Source organism: Pseudomonas sp. S3E12 (genome assembly GCF_001702295.1).
In the GTDB taxonomy this organism is placed as follows: Bacteria; Pseudomonadota; Gammaproteobacteria; order Pseudomonadales; family Pseudomonadaceae; genus Aquipseudomonas; species Aquipseudomonas marginalis.
Genome location: NZ_MBDT01000021.1, coordinates 172237 through 189372, shown reverse-complemented (window position 1 = coordinate 189372; position 17136 = coordinate 172237). Strand labels below are relative to the sequence as shown.

At 62.5% G+C, this 17136-nt stretch carries 15 protein-coding genes; 5 read left to right on the top strand and 10 right to left on the bottom strand.

The window, feature by feature from the left end; translation table 11 throughout:
• Window positions 1-105: 105 nt before the first annotated feature.
• Complete coding sequence (locus tag BB029_RS17515; RefSeq protein ID WP_027606258.1) at window positions 106-813, top strand: YebC/PmpR family DNA-binding transcriptional regulator; 708 nt, start codon at window positions 106-108, stop codon at window positions 811-813.
• 225 nt (window positions 814-1038) lie between these two features.
• Here the strand turns inward: BB029_RS17515 and BB029_RS17510 are convergent, their stop codons facing one another.
• The 4 genes from BB029_RS17510 to BB029_RS17495 form a co-directional block, all read right to left on the bottom strand.
• On the bottom strand, window positions 1039-2343 hold the full coding sequence (locus tag BB029_RS17510; protein WP_065940423.1) for a protein kinase: 1305 nt from the start codon (window positions 2341-2343) through the stop codon (window positions 1039-1041).
• A gap of 39 nt (window positions 2344-2382) precedes the next feature.
• Entirely contained in the window at window positions 2383-3477 is a 1095-nt protein-coding gene (zapE, locus tag BB029_RS17505) for a cell division protein ZapE (protein ID WP_065940128.1), read from the bottom strand.
• A 62-nt stretch (window positions 3478-3539) separates the two neighbouring features.
• Window positions 3540-4277, bottom strand: a complete 738-nt coding sequence (locus tag BB029_RS17500; protein WP_027606261.1) for an anti-sigma factor — start codon at window positions 4275-4277, stop codon at window positions 3540-3542.
• A complete protein-coding gene (locus BB029_RS17495; RefSeq protein ID WP_065940127.1) occupies window positions 4274-4780 on the bottom strand; it encodes an RNA polymerase sigma factor in 507 nt (168 codons plus the stop codon). Before BB029_RS17495 ends, BB029_RS17500 begins: the two co-directional genes overlap by 4 nt.
• 169 nt (window positions 4781-4949) lie before the next feature.
• Here BB029_RS17495 and BB029_RS17490 point away from each other — a divergent pair, with 169 nt between their 5' ends.
• On the top strand, window positions 4950-6032 hold the full coding sequence (locus BB029_RS17490) for a catalase family peroxidase (RefSeq protein WP_065940126.1): 1083 nt from the start codon (window positions 4950-4952) through the stop codon (window positions 6030-6032).
• Entirely contained in the window at window positions 6029-6568 is a 540-nt protein-coding gene (locus BB029_RS17485; protein ID WP_065940125.1) for a cytochrome b, read from the top strand. Before BB029_RS17490 ends, BB029_RS17485 begins: the two co-directional genes overlap by 4 nt.
• An 18-nt stretch (window positions 6569-6586) precedes the next feature.
• Here the strand turns inward: BB029_RS17485 and BB029_RS17480 are convergent, their stop codons facing one another.
• Window positions 6587-7738: a M14-type cytosolic carboxypeptidase gene (locus BB029_RS17480; protein WP_065940124.1), complete on the bottom strand. Its 1152-nt coding sequence runs from the start codon at window positions 7736-7738 to the stop codon at window positions 6587-6589.
• Between the two features lie 463 nt (window positions 7739-8201).
• Window positions 8202-8552, bottom strand: coding sequence for a DUF6124 family protein (locus BB029_RS17475; protein WP_065940123.1), 351 nt, complete (start codon window positions 8550-8552; stop codon window positions 8202-8204).
• Between the two features lie 131 nt (window positions 8553-8683).
• On the opposite strand from BB029_RS17475, the gene BB029_RS17470 reads away from it, so the two are divergent.
• Window positions 8684-9319 carry a LexA family transcriptional regulator gene (locus tag BB029_RS17470; RefSeq protein WP_065940122.1) on the top strand — a complete coding sequence of 212 codons (636 nt, stop codon included), beginning with the start codon at window positions 8684-8686 and terminating at the stop codon, window positions 9317-9319.
• Here the strand turns inward: BB029_RS17470 and BB029_RS17465 are convergent.
• The 4 genes from BB029_RS17465 to BB029_RS17450 form a co-directional block, all read right to left on the bottom strand.
• Window positions 9316-11241, bottom strand: coding sequence for an acetyl/propionyl/methylcrotonyl-CoA carboxylase subunit alpha (locus tag BB029_RS17465; protein WP_065940121.1), 1926 nt, complete (start codon window positions 11239-11241; stop codon window positions 9316-9318). The genes BB029_RS17470 and BB029_RS17465 overlap by 4 nt on opposite strands.
• Window positions 11238-12044 carry a gamma-carboxygeranoyl-CoA hydratase gene (locus tag BB029_RS17460; RefSeq protein WP_065940120.1) on the bottom strand — a complete coding sequence of 269 codons (807 nt, stop codon included), beginning with the start codon at window positions 12042-12044 and terminating at the stop codon, window positions 11238-11240. The genes BB029_RS17465 and BB029_RS17460 overlap by 4 nt, the downstream gene beginning before the upstream one ends.
• A gap of 133 nt (window positions 12045-12177) precedes the next feature.
• Window positions 12178-13785, bottom strand: a complete 1608-nt coding sequence (locus BB029_RS17455; protein WP_065940119.1) for a carboxyl transferase domain-containing protein — start codon at window positions 13783-13785, stop codon at window positions 12178-12180.
• An 11-nt stretch (window positions 13786-13796) separates the two neighbouring features.
• The gene (locus BB029_RS17450; RefSeq protein ID WP_065940118.1) at window positions 13797-14960 is read right to left on the bottom strand and encodes an isovaleryl-CoA dehydrogenase; all 1164 of its coding nucleotides are present in this window, start codon (window positions 14958-14960) and stop codon (window positions 13797-13799) included.
• 151 nt (window positions 14961-15111) lie between these two features.
• Between BB029_RS17450 and BB029_RS17445 the strand changes: the two genes are divergently transcribed.
• Window positions 15112-16749: an AMP-binding protein gene (locus BB029_RS17445; RefSeq protein ID WP_065940117.1), complete on the top strand. Its 1638-nt coding sequence runs from the start codon at window positions 15112-15114 to the stop codon at window positions 16747-16749.
• Window positions 16750-17136 lie beyond the last annotated feature (387 nt).

Here is a 17136-nt window from a genome sequence, read left to right as displayed (position 1 = left end):
TATGGCCGGTTTTTTGGTGGATCAGAGCGTTTTTGCCCTATAAACTCTGCCCCCAAAGCGCCGGCCAGTAGACGTTTCGGCGCGATGTATAGAAGAGAGTGAGTCATGGGCGCACAGTGGAAAGTCAAACATAAAGAAGCGGCATCCAATGCCAAGGGCAAGATCTTCGGCAAGCTGGTGAAAGAAATCACCATCGCCGCCCGCAACGGTGCCGACACCGCGACCAACGCCCACCTGCGTCTGGTGGTGGAACAGGCCAAAAAGGCCTCGATGCCCAAGGAAACCCTGGAACGCGCGATCAAGAAGGGCGCCGGTCTGCTCGGTGAAACCGTGCAATACCACCGCGTGACCTACGAAGGGTTCGCCCCGCATCAGGTACCGCTGATCGTCGAGTGTGTGACCGACAATATCAACCGCACCGTGGCGGAAATCCGCGTGGCGTTCCGCAAGGGGCAGCTGGGTGCTTCCGGCTCCGTGGCCTGGGATTTCAACCATGTCGGCCTGATCGAAGCCTCGCCGGACACCCCGGATGCCGATGCGGAAATGGCCGCGATCGAAGCCGGTGCGCAGGACTTTGAAGACGGCGAAGAAGAAGGCACCACCCTGTTCATCACCGAGACCACCGACCTGGACGCCGTGCAAAAGGCCCTGCCGGAACAGGGTTTCACCGTGCTGTCGGCCAAGTTGGGCTACATCTCGAAGAACCCGGTAAGCGGCCTGACCGATGAGCAGATGGCTGAAGTCGAAGCCTTCCTCGAAGGCCTGGACAACCATGATGACGTGCAGGATATGTTCGTCGGCCTGGCGGGCTGATTTATCAACTGAAGAAACGCATTCAAAATGTGGGAGGGGCAAGCCTTAATGCCAGTCAGTTAAGGCTTTTTGTAGGAGCGAGCTTGCTCGCGAAAAACTCACAGGCGCCGCGTTCATTCAGGAAGCACGCGTTATCGTTGACGTTTTTCGCGAGCAAGCTCGCTCCTACAGGAGGCGATGTACGCTTAACTGACTGGCATTAGGGCAAACCCCCTCCCACATTTTTTAGTGGTGTTGGATGGATTGCAGCAGGGCGTTGATTTCTTCGAAGCTCGGCCGTGCCAACACGTCGGGCTGGCAACAGCTTTTCTGCAAATCCAACAGCACCTCGTCAAACAACCCCGCCTCAACCCGCTCCAGCAATTCCCCCAGCAACACCCCGAACGCGCGCACTTCAATGCGTTGCAAGGCTCGTGTTTCCAAGGTGTCTGCCTTGGCATGGAACGACGCCGCGCCAAAGTCCCCAAGCAAACAATCGCCCGCTTCATTCCACAGGATATTGTGCCCGTACAGGTCGCCATGGGTGATGCCGTGCCGGTGCAGATGCGCCGCCACGGAGGCGATGCCCCGGGCCATGCGCAAGGCTACGTCGAGGCTGAAGCGAGTGGCGGGGTCGTAGACATCGCGGGTGCACGAGGCCAGGCTCGGCAGGGCGGCGAGGTTGCGGTAGCTCGGGTCGATCAGGTCCATGACCAATGCGGCCTGATCCTCGGGGGCACCCACCACGCGGCCTTGCACCTTGATCAGGTTAGGGTGCAACCCGGCGGCGATGCAGGCCTGCATTTCGTGCAGCGGCGAGCCGTCGCTGGTGATCGTGCCTTTGTACAGCTTGACGGCGACGGGCTTGGCCGTGGGGGTCCACAGGGCCTTGCGAATAACCCCCGAGGCACCTTCGCCCAGCACCTCGGCCAGTTCCAGTTCCGTCCAGGGAATAGCCGCTGTCGCGTCGTCTACCGCCACATCCACGGCCATTTCCACCGGGTTGCCCGCGTAGGCCAGCCACGTCAGGCTCGGCAGCGTCAACAGCCACTCGGGCAGGCGCGTGAGGCGGTTGGAGGCAATGCGGATCAGCTCCAGGTTGCTGCAGTTGGCCAGGCTCTGCGGCAACTGCGTCAGTTGGTTCCCGGCGAGCATCAGTTTCTGCAGCAGCGGCCGCTCGCCCAACTCGCTGGGTAACTGGCTGATGCGGTTGTCGGTGAGGATCAGCCAGCGCAGCAACGGTGGCAGCGCGGCGGCGGGCAGGTGGCTGATCTGGTTGGCCTTGAAGCCGATCATGCTCAGTTTGGCGCATTGGCCCAGGCATTCCGGCAGTTCGGTAAAGGCGTTGTCCGAGCAGAACAGCACGCGCAGGTGCGGCAGGCGGTGCAGGTCGTCGGGCAGGCGGCTCAGGGCATTGCCGCTGAGGTTGAGGATTTCCAGGGAGTCGGCCAGCCCGAAGATTTCCTCAGGAAATTCGGTGAGCCCGCAGGACAGGTCCAGGCGCGTAATGCCGGCCAAGTGGCCGGCCTTGAGTTGGGCGAGGGTATTCATGAACGGCGCGGTCACTCGGCAAGGGGGCGTAAATGGCGCTCATGATACCGGGTCGCGCACCCGTTGCGGGTTGGCCTGTTGCAATTGGTTCAGGCGGCTGGCGGTGCGCGCCAGGTCGATGGCCTGCCCGCTCATGGCCTGTGCCAGCGGTTGTTCGCCGATCAGGATCAGGTGCTTGTCCTTGTCGTAAAGCACGTCCACCAGGTTGATAAACCGCTGCTGCACGGCGATCGGGCAGTCTGCCAGGCGGGGCAGGCCGTCGATGACCCAGTGATCGAACGTCTCGCACAGCAACAGGTAGTCCATCACCGCCGTCAGCTGTTCGCACAGGTCGTTGAAGGTGAATACGATGGTGCGGGCCTGATGCCGGCGGCAGATCAATGTGCGGTGGCCCACCGTCAGCGTCTGCGGCGGGCCGCCGCTGACCGGCAGGCCGAGCGCCGCACGCTGGGCCTGCGTGCCCGGCCACAGGTAACAACCGGTGGTAAAGCGTTGCGCGGCATGGGCCTGGGGCAGGCTGCGAAAGTCCTCGGGCGAACTGACTTCCAGCACGTCCATACGCGCGGCAATCAAGTCGATCACCGGCTTGAAGCGCTCGTGGTACAGCGGGTTGGGCAACAGCCCTTCGGGTGGATAATTGGAGGTAACCAGCACCCACACGCCACGCTGGAACAGGGCCTTGAACAGCCGGGTAATCAGCATGGCATCGCCGATGTCGTGCACGTGGAACTCGTCGAAACACAGCACGCGACAGCCGTCGAGTAGTTCGTCCAGGGTCATGGCCAAGGCATCGTCCGTCGCCTGGTGCGTAAACATACCGCGGTGCAGTCGGGCGAAAAACTCATGGAAATGCACGCGTTGTTTCTCGGCGATGGGCAGCGCCTGGAAGAAACCGTCCAGCAGCCAGCTTTTGCCGCGTCCCACCGGGCCGTGCAGGTACAGGCTGCGGGTAGGTTGGCTGGCGAGCAGGTGCCGGGTCTGGCGCGCCATCGCGGCGATGGCCTGGGTTTGGCCTGCACTGAGGGTGTAACCCAGTTGCCGGGCTTTGTCCTGAAAGAACGTCTGGATGGGCGTGTCGTCCAGTGTGTCGGTTTTTTTACCGAGCAAACGACGGATAAGGGGGAGCACGGCCAATGCGAGTCACTCTGTAGTGCGGTGGTCGCTTACTTTAGGGCGCCGGTGGCGATTTGACCAATCTAGAACGGCTGCAGGGGTGGCGTCGCCTGGCCGGCCGGGCTGACCACCGCATAGTTGTAGCCGCCGCCGGACCAGTATTGCGCTTGCAACCCATCCGCCGTGCGCTCGCCACGGGGCAGGAAACCGTTGTCCGGGCCAGGTGGGCGGATGTAGAAGCTGAGGCGTCGACCTTGTGCGTCCTGGTACAGCACCATGGCGGCGGCGCCTTGATCGGTAGTGAGCAGTCGCCCGCTGACGGGCGTGAAGCCCGCCTGGCTCAAGTCCGGCAGGCGATGGGCTTGATTGAAGTAGCGGTCGAGCCACGCCTGCATCGTGCCGCGGTCCTGGCCGTTGTAGTCGGCGGGCATGATGCCCTCCTGGGCAAACAGGCGGAACGCTTGCATCGCATCGGCCATCGGCAGCAACGGCGGTTGCGTGGCTTCACGGGCCTGCCAGCCGCCGAGGCCACCGAGGCTGACGGCCATCAGCAGCACTGCGGCGGTGGCAAAGCGGCGGCGCGTCTGGTGCTTGAGGCGCTGGCGAATCAGCGCCGGGTCCAGCGCCGGGTTGGCCGGCTGTTGCAGGGCGCCGCTCAAGGACGCGCGCAGCAATTGCGCGTCCTGCTGCCACGCCTGCACTTGGGCCGCGACCTCGGGGTGGGCGGCCAGGTAGGTTTCGAGCACACGGCGATCACTGTCCAGGAGTTGGTGATCGACGTAGGCATGCAGGTCGCGTTCGCTGGGGGGCAGGCTGATCATTTGAGTATCCGCAGGGAAGGGCTGGCGATGTCGCCATCGCTGAGTTGACGCAACGCTTGGCGCGCCCGGGACAGGCGCGACATCACGGTGCCGATCGGCACCTCGAGTATTTGCGCGACTTCCTTGTAGCTCAAACCCTCCACCGACACCCACAACAGCAGCGCACGTTGTTCGGCGTTGAGTTGGTCGAAGGCTTGCAGGGTCGCCTGGGCGATGACGGTGCGCTCCACCGACGGCTGCGCATCATCGCGGCCGGTAAAGAATTCCAGCATGCGTGCATAGCGCCGGGTGCGGCGGTGGGCATCGAGGAACTGCCGGTAGAGGATCGAGAACAGCCACGCGCGCAGATCGCCCTCGACGCGCCTGTCGGCCCAGCGGGTGATCGCTCGCTCCAGGGTCGCCTGCACCAGGTCGTCGGCACTGCTGGCGTTACGGGTCAGGGACACAGCGAAACGCCGCAGCCTGGGGATGAGTTCACGTAACGGTTCGTCGAGTTCATGCATGGGCGTCTGGCTGGTCACTACGCTGGGACTAGAGAGACGTCCGGCGTGAACGGTTATTCCCGGCCGTGGAAAATAAATCCAGGGCCTGGGAATAGAGCGGATCGGCGTTCGTCTTAATGCTCCGACCTTATGGTTACCCCCAAAGGCCTTCAGGCCCTGGAGTCTGTTCATGGTAGATCACTCATCACCGCCACGTCCTCCGTTAAGCACGGCGAGCCTGATCGCGCGGCTTGCGGGTATTGGTGCCGTGGTTGCGGTTATGGCCGGGGCATTTGCCTACGTCAACGGCAGCCTCGACCCACAACGCCTGCGCCCGAAAACCCTGGTCAATGCCCTGGAAACCAACAACGGCGTGCACCCGGGATTCCGGCGTAACCATGCCAAGGGCGTGTGCGTGGCCGGGTATTTCGAAAGCAGTGCCGAGGCGCGTGCCTACTCCCGCGCCGAGGTGTTCAGCGCGGCCAGGACGCCGTTGATCGGCCGCTTCGCCCTGCCCAGCGGCAACCCCTATGCGCCGGACAGCAGTGTGCCGATCCGCAGCTTTGCCGTGCAGTTCAGCCTGGACAACGGCCAGCAATGGCGCACCGGCATGAACAGTATGCCGGTATTCCCGGTGGGCACGCCCGAGGCGTTCTACCAGTTGCTCAAGGCCGGCGCGCCGGACCCGGCCACCGGCAAGCCGAACCCGGCGAATATGCCGGCGTTTTTTGCCGCTCACCCTGAGGCTGCGCCATTCCTGGCGTGGGTCAAGACGGCCAGGCCATCGGCCAGTTATGCGACCGAAACCTATAACGGTATCAACGCGTTTTACCTGGTGAGTGCCGAGGGCAAGCGCCAGGCCGTGCGCTGGGGCGTAGTGCCCCAGAGTCAGGATGCAGCGGGGGAGACCGCACCGGCGGGCGCCGACTTTCTGGAGAAAGACCTGGTGCAACGCCTGGCCTCAGGGCCGTTGCGTTGGCAATTGAACATGACCCTGGCCAACCCCGGCGACCCGCTGGATGATGCGAGCAAACCCTGGAGCGGTGAGCACAAGGTGCTGAATGCCGGCACCCTGGTGTTGCAAAGCAGCCAGCCCCAGGCCGACGGCGATTGTCGCGACATTAATTTCGATCCGTTGATTTTGCCCAGCGGTATCGAAGCCTCCAATGACCCGCTGCTGGCTGCACGTTCGGCGGCGTATGCCAGTTCGTACCTGCGCCGTGCCGGTGAAGTCAGCCCCTTGCACAGTGCCCCAGCGGAGTCGAAGCCATGAATGCCCAACCACGGTTTTTTGCGCCCCTGGCGCGCCTGCTGCACTGGTTGATGGCGCTGATGGTCATCGCCATGTTGTTTATCGGCGCAGGCCTGGCGGCGTCAGTGTCGGAGCGGCATGAGTGGTTGATCCACCTGCACAAGCCGCTGGGGATCGCGATCCTGGTGCTGGTGATCGTGCGCCTGGCGGTGCGCTTCTCTACCCGCCAGCCGCCGTTGCCGTCTGACTTGCCGCTGTGGCAGGTGCTGGCAGCCAAGGCGTCCCATCTGGTCTTGTATGGGTTGATGCTGGTGTTGCCGCTGCTGGGCTGGGCGATGATTTCGGCGGCGGGCGACCCGGTGATGCTCAGCAGTTCGGTGCAGTTGCCGGCGCTGGTGGCGGCGGATGCACCGCTGTTTGCGCTATTGCGCAAGGCCCATGGGTATCTGGCCTACCTGCTGTTCCTGACGGTACTGCTGCACCTGGCGGCGGCGCTGTTCCATGGGTTGATTCGGCGCGATGGTGTGCTGCAGAGCATGACCGGCACCAAGGACTGATGCCGGGGGCCAGGGGCGTTAGCGCAGGACCGTGACGATATCGGCCACGGTGCTCAAGACGTCCTTGGCCAACTGTTTGGAGCGTTCGCCTGACCAACCGGTTTTCGGGTTGGGGGCGTCGTCGTTGTCCTTGAACGGCATTTCCAGGGTCAGGGACAGGCAGTCGTACTGCTCGCCGACGGCATTGCAGGCCAGGGTCATATTGGCTTCGCCCGGCAAGTCGCGGGTGTAGCCGTGGGTGGTTTGGAAGTCACGGGTCAGCGAACTCAAATGGCTGCGGAAGCGTTTTTCCAGCGCTTCGATACGCGGGGTGTAGCCGGGGTTGCCTTCGCAGGCAGCGGTGAACACGTAGGGGATTTCTTCGTCGCCGTGGATGTCGAGGAACAGGTCGACACCGTACTGCTGCATTTGCTGTTGCACGAACAGCACTTCCGGGCTGATCTCCTGGCTGGCGCTTTGCCAGGCGCGATTGAGGTCCTGGCCCATGGCGTTGGTGCGCAGGTGACCGTGGAAGGCGCCGTCGGGGTTCATGTTCGGCACCAGGTACAGGTCGGCAACGGCCAGGAGCTTTTTCATCTCGGCATCGCCATCCTGTTGCAGGCGTTCGATGATGCCCTCCATGAACCATTCGGCCATGTGTTCGCCGGGGTGCTGCTGGGCAATGATCCAGACATTGCGTCGGCCTTCGCCGCCTTTGCCACGTCGCAACAGTTGAATATCGCGGCCCTCGACACTTTTGCCGGTGGCCAGCACTTGGGTGCCGGCGTACTTCAGGGCCTGGTCGATCAGCCAGTCGTGGCGTTCGCGGCTGTAGGGCTCGAAGTAGGCCAACCAGGCATGCTTCTCACGGGTTTCGAGGCTGATGTGCAGGATCTCGCCGTCGAAGCGCGTAGGGACTCGGAACCAGTTGACGTGATCATAAGACGCGACAGCGTTGTAGCCGCTCCAGGCGTGCTTATACGAAGAACCACCGGCGTTGCTCAGGCGAAAATTATGGGTGTGGCCCACGTGCATGCCTTCGGCTTTGAAGTGGAACCATTGGTAATGGTGGCTGCGGGTATCGGGCTGGATGGCCAGCAGCAACTGGTAGGCGTCGCTGGCGTCGAGCACCTGGATATTGCCACTGTCGAAGTCGGTGCTGATCTTGATGGAGGTCAAGGCCACGGTCATAGTCTGGTTGCCTGAATATGAGTGTTGTGGCGGCTATATTACACAGGAGTGTGGTAAAGCCTGGATGCAAAATTGTTGCGGGGAGGGGGGCGTCGTCCTTGACGCCGCCGCAGCTTAGAATCTATGAGATTGATTCTCAAGCGCTATTTCGCAGAGATGTGCGCTGGAGCACTGGACTGGCTTTCTTTTGGCGATGGTCTTTTGCTACCATGCGCGCCATCAAGCAACACACAGTCTTCATTAGCCTGAAGCCATGCCAGGGAAACTGGCAAAAAAAAGACCCGGCCAAAGAGCCGGGTCAAAAACCGTGATTAGCCTGATGAGGAGATATTCCAAGAGTCCGACCTAAGGTCCCTTGGTCTATCGACTGATCTCGCGATCAGCTGGGTCCAATAATAATCATTATCATTTGCAAGTCAAATGTTTTTATCCGTGGGATAGAAATATTTTTCCTTCGCGGCTGTTATCCGTTCGCCCGAACCTCCGGTGCCCGCAACGACCGCTCGACCATCGCCTTCGCCATATCAATCAAATACACCACTGAAAACGCCAGGTCGCGCTGGTTGCCCTGATGGCTGCTCGCTGATTCGTAGGCCGTGGCGGCGGCACTGCGCAACAGGTCCGAGGCGTGCACCAGGGCTTCCTCCTGGCTGATGCCGGGCTTGATGGCGAAAAAGCTGTCATCCGGGACGGGTGCTGACATATTTTCTTTCAAGTAGAAGTCCAAGGCACGCTGGGCAGCACCGCTGCTGCGCAGGTTTTGCACGTCATCGTTTTCGGGTGTTTCAGGCAGGAGATACGGGCTCGTCGTCATAAGGGGCGGTACTCTGGGTGGGTGTCGAAAACCTTATGCTCGATGATAGTACGTATCGTATTTATGTCGTTTTATGGATTACTACAAACTGTTTATTGCCCTGGAAACTGGCTGACGTATTGTCGGCGGCCATGGATAAATGGATAGCGTTGGTCAAGGCCAACATGAAAGACCGCAAGGTCACCCAGGGTGAGTTGGCTGAACGCTTGGGCATGTCCCAGGGGGGCGTTGGCCACTGGCTCAACAAGCGCCGCGTGCCGAGCCTGGCGGATATGAACCGGGTGCTGTCAGAGTTGGGGCTGGGCGACCTGGAAGTGGTGCAGGAGCTGCGTGAGAAGGCCGACGAGGTCGTAGATCCGGCAAGACAGTACACGGCGTATTTTCGCTACCCGGTCAGCGAGTGGAAAGGCCTGGGCGAAACGCGCGAAGAGCGCCCGGCCTATGGTACCGCACGCTTCGAACCGACGGATTACCACGCCCGGGGCGACGCCTTCTGGCTGCCGGTGACGTCCGACGCCATGACCGCGCTCAGCGGCCCGAGCATCGCAGCGGGGATGATGATCCTGGTAGATCCGGCCATCGCCGCCGAACCCGGCAAACTGGTAGTCGCCCAACGGGCCGGCAGTACCCAGGCGACCTTCCGGCAGTTGCTGGAAGAGAGCGGCCAGCTCTACCTGGTGCCGCTCAACCCCACCTACCCGAAACTGCTGTTCACCGTCGATTGCCGCATCCTCGGCGTCGTCGTGCAAGCCACGGTGAAGTTCTAGTCCGCCGTTTCGAGCTCCACCAACGCACACCCTTCGGCAACCATTTCGCCCTCCTGGCAGAACAGCGCCTTGACTACCCCGGCCTGGGGCGCGCGGATGCTGTGCTCCATCTTCATCGCTTCGAGCACCACCAACTGCGTGCCGGCCTCGACCGTTTGGCCGACGTCCACCAGCACCCGCACGATGCTGCCGTTCATCGGTGCCGTGAGGCCGCCCTGGTGCGACTGGTTGGCCTCGACAGCGGCAATCGGATCGAACAGGCTCACGCCCTGCATCTCGCCGTCCCAACGCAGGAAAACCGTGTGCTCGTTGCGCACTGCCAGATGTGAACGACGGACGCCCTGGTGTTCGATCACTAACTGTTCGCCCTGCAATGTCGCGGCGCCGGCGGCCAGTGTTACCAGGCGGTCCTGGCCATTGCAACTCAAGTGCAGCGAGACCTCGGCGGGCAGCCCTGCACGGAATCCACCGGTGTCCGCCCATGGCCCGTCACCCGCAGGCAAGCTCTGCATGAAGGCCGAACCTGCGGCCTGCCAGAACGCATCGCTCAAAGTCCCGGCCACCGGCAGCAGCTCATCCTGATAGCGCGGAATGAACCCGGTATCCAACTCAGCCGCCGCAAATGCCGTATGACCAATAATGCGCCGCAGGAAGCCCAGGTTGGTCTTCAGCCCACCCACGGCAAACTCGTCGAGCATGCTCAGCAAGCGCAGGCGCGCCTGTTCACGGTCTTCGCCCCAGGCAATCAGCTTGCCGAGCATCGGGTCATAGAACGGCGACACGTCGTCTCCTTGCTCGACACCACTGTCCACGCGACGCCCCGGGCCCGGCGCGGACTCGCGATACAGCGCCAGGTGCCCGGTGGCGGGCAGGAAGTCGTTGGCCGGGTCTTCGGCGTACAAACGCACTTCAATCGCATGACCGATCAGCGGCACCTGCTCCTGGGTGATCGGCAGCGCCTCGCCCTGGGCGACGCGAATCTGCCAGGCCACCAGGTCCAGGCCGGTAATCGCTTCGGTGACCGGGTGTTCCACTTGCAGCCGCGTGTTCATCTCCATGAAGAAAAACTCGCTGCGCGCATCCAGCAGGAACTCCACCGTGCCCGCGCCGACATAACCGATGGCCTGGGCCGCACGCACCGCCGCTTCGCCCATGGCCTTGCGCTGTGCAACGCTCAGCCCCGGTGCCGGGGCTTCCTCGACGACCTTTTGGTGGCGGCGTTGGATCGAGCAATCCCGCTCATTGAGGTACAGGCAATGCCCGTGCTGATCGGCAAATACCTGGATCTCTACGTGGCGAGGCTTGAGCAGGTATTTCTCCACCAGCATCTGCCCATTGCCGAAGGACGACAGCGCCTCACGTTGGGCCGAGGCCAGGGCGTCGGCGAGTTGGCTGACATCCTCCACCACCTTCATGCCCTTGCCGCCGCCCCCGGCCGTGGCCTTGAGCAACACCGGATAGCCGATGCGCTCGCAGGCGGCGCGGAATGTCTCCAGGTCCTGTTCTGGGCCGTGATACCCCGGCACCAGGGGCACGCCGGCGGTTTCCATCAGTGCCTTGGCGGCGGACTTACTGCCCATGGCGTCGATGGCCGAGGCGGGCGGCCCGAGGAAGATCAGGCCCGCCGCCTCGATCGCACGGGCAAACCCGGCGTTTTCCGACAGGAAGCCGTAGCCTGGGTGAATGGCCTGGGCACCGCTGGCCTGGGCGGCGGCGATCAATTTGTCGATTTGCAGGTAGCTCTCGGTGGCTTTGCTGCCCCCCAGGTCGACACGAATATCCGCCTCGCGGCTGTGTCGCGCATCACGGTCGACGGCGCTGTGCACCGCCACGGTGGTCAGGCCCATGGCCTTGGCGGTGCGCATCACCCGGCAGGCAATCTCGCCGCGGTTGGCCACCAGTACGGTGGTCAGCGTGCTCATGAACGCGGCTCCTGGGGCTGCCAGCTGGGTGGGCGTTTTTGCAGGAACGCGCGCAAGCCCTCCTGGCCTTCGGCGCTGACACGGATGCGCGCAATGGCATTTTCGCAATAGCGGCGCAGGGCAGGGGTGAGCGCGCCGTTACCGACTTCGCGCAGCAGGTCCTTGCTGGCGCGCATCGCCGCCGGGCTGTTTTGCAGCAGGTTAGTGACCCACTGTTCCACCTGCTGGTCCAGTTCACCAATCGGGTAGCTTTCCGCCAGCAGGCCGATTTCCCGTGCACGCTGGCCGCCAAAACGCTCGGCGGTCAGGGCATAGCGCCGCGCCGCCCGCTCGCCGATGGCCTGCACCACGAACGGGCTGATCACGGCCGGGGCCAGGCCAATGCGCACTTCCGACAGGCAGAACTGCGCATCATCGGCGCCGATGGCCATGTCGCAGCAACTGATCAAGCCCAGCGCGCCGCCGTAGGCCGCGCCTTGCACCACTGCCAGGGTGGGGATTTTCAGCTTGGCCAGGTTGTACATCAGCTCCGCCAGTTCGCGGGCGTCGTCCAGGTTGGTGTGGTAATCCAGTTCGGCCGACTGCTGCATCCAGGCCAGGTCGGCACCGGCGCTGAAGTGCCTGCCGCGCCCCCGCAGGACGAGGAAACGCAGGGACGCATCACCTTGCACATGGTCGAGGGCGATGATCAGTTCGCGGATCATCTCGGCGTTGAACACGTTGTTCTTGGCTTCTCGGCTGAGCCACAACGTGGCAAAGCCACGGCTGTCGGTGATCAGTTCGAGGGTATTGAAATCGCTCATGCAAGGAGCTCCATGATGATGAGAGGTCTCCTGTAGGAGCGAGCTTGCTCGCGAAAAACGTCCAGGCAACGCGTTCATCCAGAATGCTCGCGTTATCGTTAACGACCTTCGCGAGCAAGCTCGCTCCTACAGGTTACATGCGGAACACGCCGAAGCGGCTCGGCTCGATGGGGGCATTCAGCGCGGCGGACAAGGCCAGGGCCAGCACATCGCGGGTCTGCATCGGGTCGATGACGCCGTCGTCCCACAGGCGTGCGCTGGAGTAATAAGGGTGACCCTGGGTTTCGTACTGTTCGAGGATCGGCTGCTTGATCGCCGCTTCCTCTTCAGTGCTGAAGCCGACGCCTGCCCGTTCAGCCTGCTCACGCTTGACCTGCACCAGCACGCCCGCAGCCTGTTCGGCGCCCATCACGCCAATCCGCGCGTTGGGCCACATCCACAAAAAACGTGGGTCATAGGCGCGGCCGCACATGCCGTAGTTGCCGGCGCCGAAGCTGCCGCCGATGATCACCGTGAATTTCGGCACCTTGGCGCACGCCACTGCAGTCACCAACTTGGCGCCGTGCTTGGCGATGCCTCCGGCTTCGTATTTCTGGCCGACCATAAACCCGGTGATGTTCTGCAGGAACAGCAGCGGAATCCCGCGTTGGCAGGCCAACTCGATAAAGTGCGCGCCTTTTTGCGCGGCCTCGGCGAACAGAATCCCGTTGTTCGCCAGGATCGCAATCGGGTAGCCGTGCACATGCGCGAAGCCGCACACCAGGGTGGTGCCGAACAGTGCCTTGAACTCATCGAACACCGAGCCATCCACCAGCCGTGCGATCACTTCGCGTACATCGAACGGCTGCTTGGCATCGGCCGGGATCACGCCGTAGAGCTCTTCGCTGCTGTACAACGGCGCCACGGGCGTGCGTTGCAGCAATTGGCCCTGCTTGCGCCAATTGAGGTTGGCCACGCTGCGGCGGGCCAGGGCCAGGGCGTGTTCATCACTGTCGGCATAGTGGTCGGCCACGCCAGAGATCCTGCAGTGCACATCGGCACCGCCGAGGTCTTCGGCACTGACCACTTCACCGGTAGCCGCCTTCACCAACGGCGGGCCGGCCAGGAAGATGGTGGCTTGGTTGCGCACCATGATCGCTTCGTCGGCCATGGCCGGCACGTAGGCGCCACCGGCGGTGCACGAGCCCATCACCACGGCGATCTGCGGGATGCCCTGGGCACTCATGTTGGCCTGGTTGAAGAAGATCCTCCCGAAGTGTTCGCGGTCGGGAAACACTTCATCCTGGCGCGGCAGGTTGGCGCCGCCGGAGTCCACCAGGTAGATGCATGGCAGGCGGTTCTGTTCGGCGATGGTCTGGGCGCGCAGGTGTTTTTTCACCGTGAGCGGGTAGTAGGAGCCGCCTTTGACCGTGGCGTCGTTGGCGACGATCATGCATTCGACACCCTCCACGCGGCCGATGCCGGCGATCACGCCGGCGGCCGGCACGTCTTCGCCATACACCTGATGGGCGGCCAGTTGGCTGAGCTCGAGGAACGGCGAGCCCGGGTCCAGCAGGCGATTGATACGCTCGCGTGGCAGCAGTTTGCCGCGCGAGGTGTGGCGCTCCTGGGCCTTGGCGCCGCCGCCTTGCTGCACATGGGCGAGCAGGGTGTGCAGGGCGTCGACCTGTTGGCGCATCGCCGCGCTGTTGCTGGCGAACTCCGCCGAGCGTGGGTTGAGCTGGGTGTGCAAGGTGGCCATGGGACGCTCCTTCAGCGGGTTTCGTTGAAGAGTTCGCGACCGATCAGCATCCGCCGGATCTCACTGGTGCCGGCGCCGATTTCATACAGCTTGGCGTCCCGCAGCAGGCGCCCGGCGGGGAATTCATTGATATAGCCATTGCCGCCTAGGATCTGGATCGCGTCGAGGGCCATTTGCGTGGCGCGTTCGGCGCTGTACAGGATCACCCCGGCCGCATCCTTGCGCGTGGTTTCGCCGCGTTCGCAGGCCTGGGCCACCGCGTAGAGGTAGGCGCGGCTGGCGTTGAGCTGGGTGTACATGTCGGCGACCTTGCCCTGGATCAGCTGGAACTCGCCGATGCTTTGACCGAACTGCTTGCGATCGTGGATGTACGGCACGATCAGGTCCATGCACGCCTGCATGATCCCGGTGGGGCCGCCGGACAGCACCACGCGCTCGTAATCGAGGCCGCTCATCAGCACTTTCACGCCGCCGTTGAGCACGCCGAGGATGTTTTCTTCCGGCACTTCGAGGTCATCGAAAAACAGCTCGCAGGTGTTGGAGCCGCGCATGCCGAGCTTGTCGAACTTGTTGCTGCGGCTGAAGCCTTTCCAGTCGCGCTCGACGATAAACGCGGTGATGCCGTGGGGGCCCTTTTCCAGGTCGGTCTTGGCGTAGATCACATAGGTGCTGGCGTCGGGGCCGTTGGTGATCCAGGTCTTGCTGCCGTTGAGCACATAGTGGTCGCCGTGTTTGTCGGCGCGCAGTTTCATCGAGACCACGTCGGAACCGGCGTTGGGTTCGCTCATGGCCAGGGCGCCGACGTGCTCGCCGCTGATCAGTTTGGGCAGGTACTTGAGTTTCTGTTCGTGAGTACCGTTGCGGTTGATCTGGTTCACGCACAGGTTGGAGTGGGCGCCGTAGGACAACGCCACCGAGGCCGAGCCACGGCTGATTTCTTCCATGCTCACCACGTGGGCCAGGTAGCCCAGGCCGGCGCCGCCGTATTCTTCCGGTACGGTGATGCCCAGCAGGCCCATGTCCCCGAACTTGCGCCACAGGTCGGCGGGGAACAGGTTGTCGATGTCGATCTGTGCCGCACGGGGCGCGATTTCCTTGGCCACGAAGGACTGCACCTGGTCGCGCAGCATGTCGATGGTTTCACCGAGGGCGAAGTTCAGGGACGGGTAACTCATGGACAGGCACCTTAATGTAAGCGTTGTTGTTGTGTGGAGGGCGCGTCAGGGAAAGGGCGCTCACCTTTACGTTAACGTAAGCTTGCGTTACGGCGCTGTCAATCGTAGTTTACGTTTACGTCAACCTACAAAAAAGACAACAGGGGTCGTTATGGATCAACCGCATCCGAGCTACAGCCGTGGCTCCCAGGACAAGAGCCTGCTGGCCATGACCATTGGCCAGGCCTTCGATCACACCGTGGCGCAATACCCCGATGGCGAAGCCCTTGTGGTGCGCCATCAGCAGCGTCGCTACACCTGGCGGCAACTGGCCGAGACCGTCGAGGTGCACGCCCGCGCGTTCCTGGCCTTGGGTATGCAGACCGGCGACCGCCTGGGTATCTGGGCGCCCAATTGCGCCGAATGGTGCATCAGCCAGATCGCCAGCGCCAAGATTGGCGTGATCCTGGTCAATATCAACCCGGCGTACCGCAGCAGTGAACTGGACTACGTGCTCAAGCAGTCCGGCTGCGAGTGGCTGGTGTGCGCCGGCGCGTTCAAGACCTCCGACTACCACGCGATGTTGCAGGCATTGCAGCCTGAGCTGCGTGGCATGATCAGCCTCGACCCCAGCCCGCCCCCGGGCTTCCTGCCCTGGTCGGAACTGGCGGCCCTCGGTGCGGGCCTGCCGCCCGAGCAGTTGCACAGCCGCCAGGCCAGCCTGCACTTCGATCAAGCCGTCAATATCCAGTACACCTCCGGCACCACCGGGTTCCCCAAGGGCGCCACCCTCAGTCATCACAACATCCTCAATAACGGCTATATGGTCGGCGAAAGCCTGGGCCTCACCGCGCAGGACCGCCTGGTGATCCCGGTGCCGCTGTACCACTGCTTCGGCATGGTGATGGGCAACCTGGGCTGCATTACCCATGGCACCACCATGATCTACCCGAATGACGGCTTCGATCCGCTGCTGACCCTCACCGCCGTCGCCGAAGAACGTGCCACCGGCCTGTACGGCGTGCCCACCATGTTTATTGCCCTGCTCGATCACCCGCGCCGGGGCGAGTTCGAGCTGTCCACCCTGCGCACCGGCATCATGGCCGGCGCCACGTGCCCTATCGAGGTGATGCGCCGGGTCATCGGCGAATTACACATGGGCGAGGTGCAGATTGCCTACGGCATGACCGAGACCAGCCCCGTATCCCTGCAAACCGGCGCGGATGACGATCTGGAGCGCCGCGTGACCACCGTCGGCCGCACCCAGCCGCAACTGGAAAGCAAGATCATCGATGAAGCCGGTAACACGCTGCCCCGTGGCCAGGTCGGCGAACTGTGCACCCGTGGCTACAGCGTGATGCTCGGCTACTGGAACAACCCCGACGGCACCCGCGACGCCATCGACGCTGCGGGCTGGATGCACACCGGCGACCTGGCCACCATGGATGCCCACGGCTATGTGTGCATCGCCGGGCGCAACAAGGACATGATCATTCGCGGTGGCGAAAACGTGTACCCGCGCGAGGTGGAAGAGTTTTTCTTCACCCACCCGGCGGTGGCCGATGTGCAGGTCATCGGCATTCCGGACGAGCGCTACGGCGAGGAGATCGTGGCCTGGGTCAAGCTGCATCCCGGTCATGTGGCCAGCGAACTGGAACTGCAGGCCTGGTGCAAGGGCCGCATCGCGCACTTCAAGACGCCCCGGTACTTCAAGTTCGTGGAGGAGTTTCCGATGACGGTGACGGGCAAGATCCAGAAATTCCGCATGCGCGAGATCTCGATCGAAGAGCTGGGGGCAGGGCAGGGTTAAAGGCCAGAAAGCACAAAGGGGACCCGAAGGTCCCCTTTAATTTGTCGTTGCGTGCTCTTTTTTTATTATTGAGGGGCGGTCTATTGTTGTTTTTGGCAACCGTTACCCTTTACCGCTGTTTTTGGCGACCCCCATCCGGGGTCAAGAGCAAACGTATTTTTTTGAGCGCTGATCTGCTTCTTCGTTAACGATCCAACCAGTGGGTAGCTACCTGAGGTAGTTTTATTTTTCTCTAACCGGTTGCGGGTTTCGGCATGCCGTACCCTGCGAAGCACATCTTCTCCAAAAAAATCTGTTAGCTGCGTCTCTGCCGTGTTGTTTTTGTTATGTCAGAGTCGTTTCGTCTTATTTTTATTAGGTTTGGCGCTTTTTATTCTTGTTATGCCA

What these genes read in the sequence shown, in the direction of transcription:
- BB029_RS17515 (WP_027606258.1), top strand. Translation starts at nt 106, where the DNA reads ATGGGCGCACAGTGGAAAGTCAAACATAAAGAAGCGGCATCCAATGCC.
- BB029_RS17510 (WP_065940423.1), bottom strand. Translation starts at nt 2,343, where the DNA reads ATGAATACCCTCGCCCAACTCAAGGCCGGCCACTTGGCCGGCATTACG.
- BB029_RS17500 (WP_027606261.1), bottom strand. Translation starts at nt 4,277, where the DNA reads ATGATCAGCCTGCCCCCCAGCGAACGCGACCTGCATGCCTACGTCGAT.
- BB029_RS17495 (WP_065940127.1), bottom strand. Translation starts at nt 4,780, where the DNA reads ATGCATGAACTCGACGAACCGTTACGTGAACTCATCCCCAGGCTGCGG.
- BB029_RS17490 (WP_065940126.1), top strand. Translation starts at nt 4,950, where the DNA reads ATGGTAGATCACTCATCACCGCCACGTCCTCCGTTAAGCACGGCGAGC.
- BB029_RS17485 (WP_065940125.1), top strand. Translation starts at nt 6,029, where the DNA reads ATGAATGCCCAACCACGGTTTTTTGCGCCCCTGGCGCGCCTGCTGCAC.
- BB029_RS17480 (WP_065940124.1), bottom strand. Translation starts at nt 7,738, where the DNA reads ATGACCGTGGCCTTGACCTCCATCAAGATCAGCACCGACTTCGACAGT.
- BB029_RS17475 (WP_065940123.1), bottom strand. Translation starts at nt 8,552, where the DNA reads ATGACGACGAGCCCGTATCTCCTGCCTGAAACACCCGAAAACGATGAC.
- BB029_RS17470 (WP_065940122.1), top strand. Translation starts at nt 8,684, where the DNA reads ATGGATAAATGGATAGCGTTGGTCAAGGCCAACATGAAAGACCGCAAG.
- BB029_RS17465 (WP_065940121.1), bottom strand. Translation starts at nt 11,241, where the DNA reads ATGAGCACGCTGACCACCGTACTGGTGGCCAACCGCGGCGAGATTGCC.
- BB029_RS17460 (WP_065940120.1), bottom strand. Translation starts at nt 12,044, where the DNA reads ATGAGCGATTTCAATACCCTCGAACTGATCACCGACAGCCGTGGCTTT.
- BB029_RS17455 (WP_065940119.1), bottom strand. Translation starts at nt 13,785, where the DNA reads ATGGCCACCTTGCACACCCAGCTCAACCCACGCTCGGCGGAGTTCGCC.
- BB029_RS17450 (WP_065940118.1), bottom strand. Translation starts at nt 14,960, where the DNA reads ATGAGTTACCCGTCCCTGAACTTCGCCCTCGGTGAAACCATCGACATG.
- BB029_RS17445 (WP_065940117.1), top strand. Translation starts at nt 15,112, where the DNA reads ATGGATCAACCGCATCCGAGCTACAGCCGTGGCTCCCAGGACAAGAGC.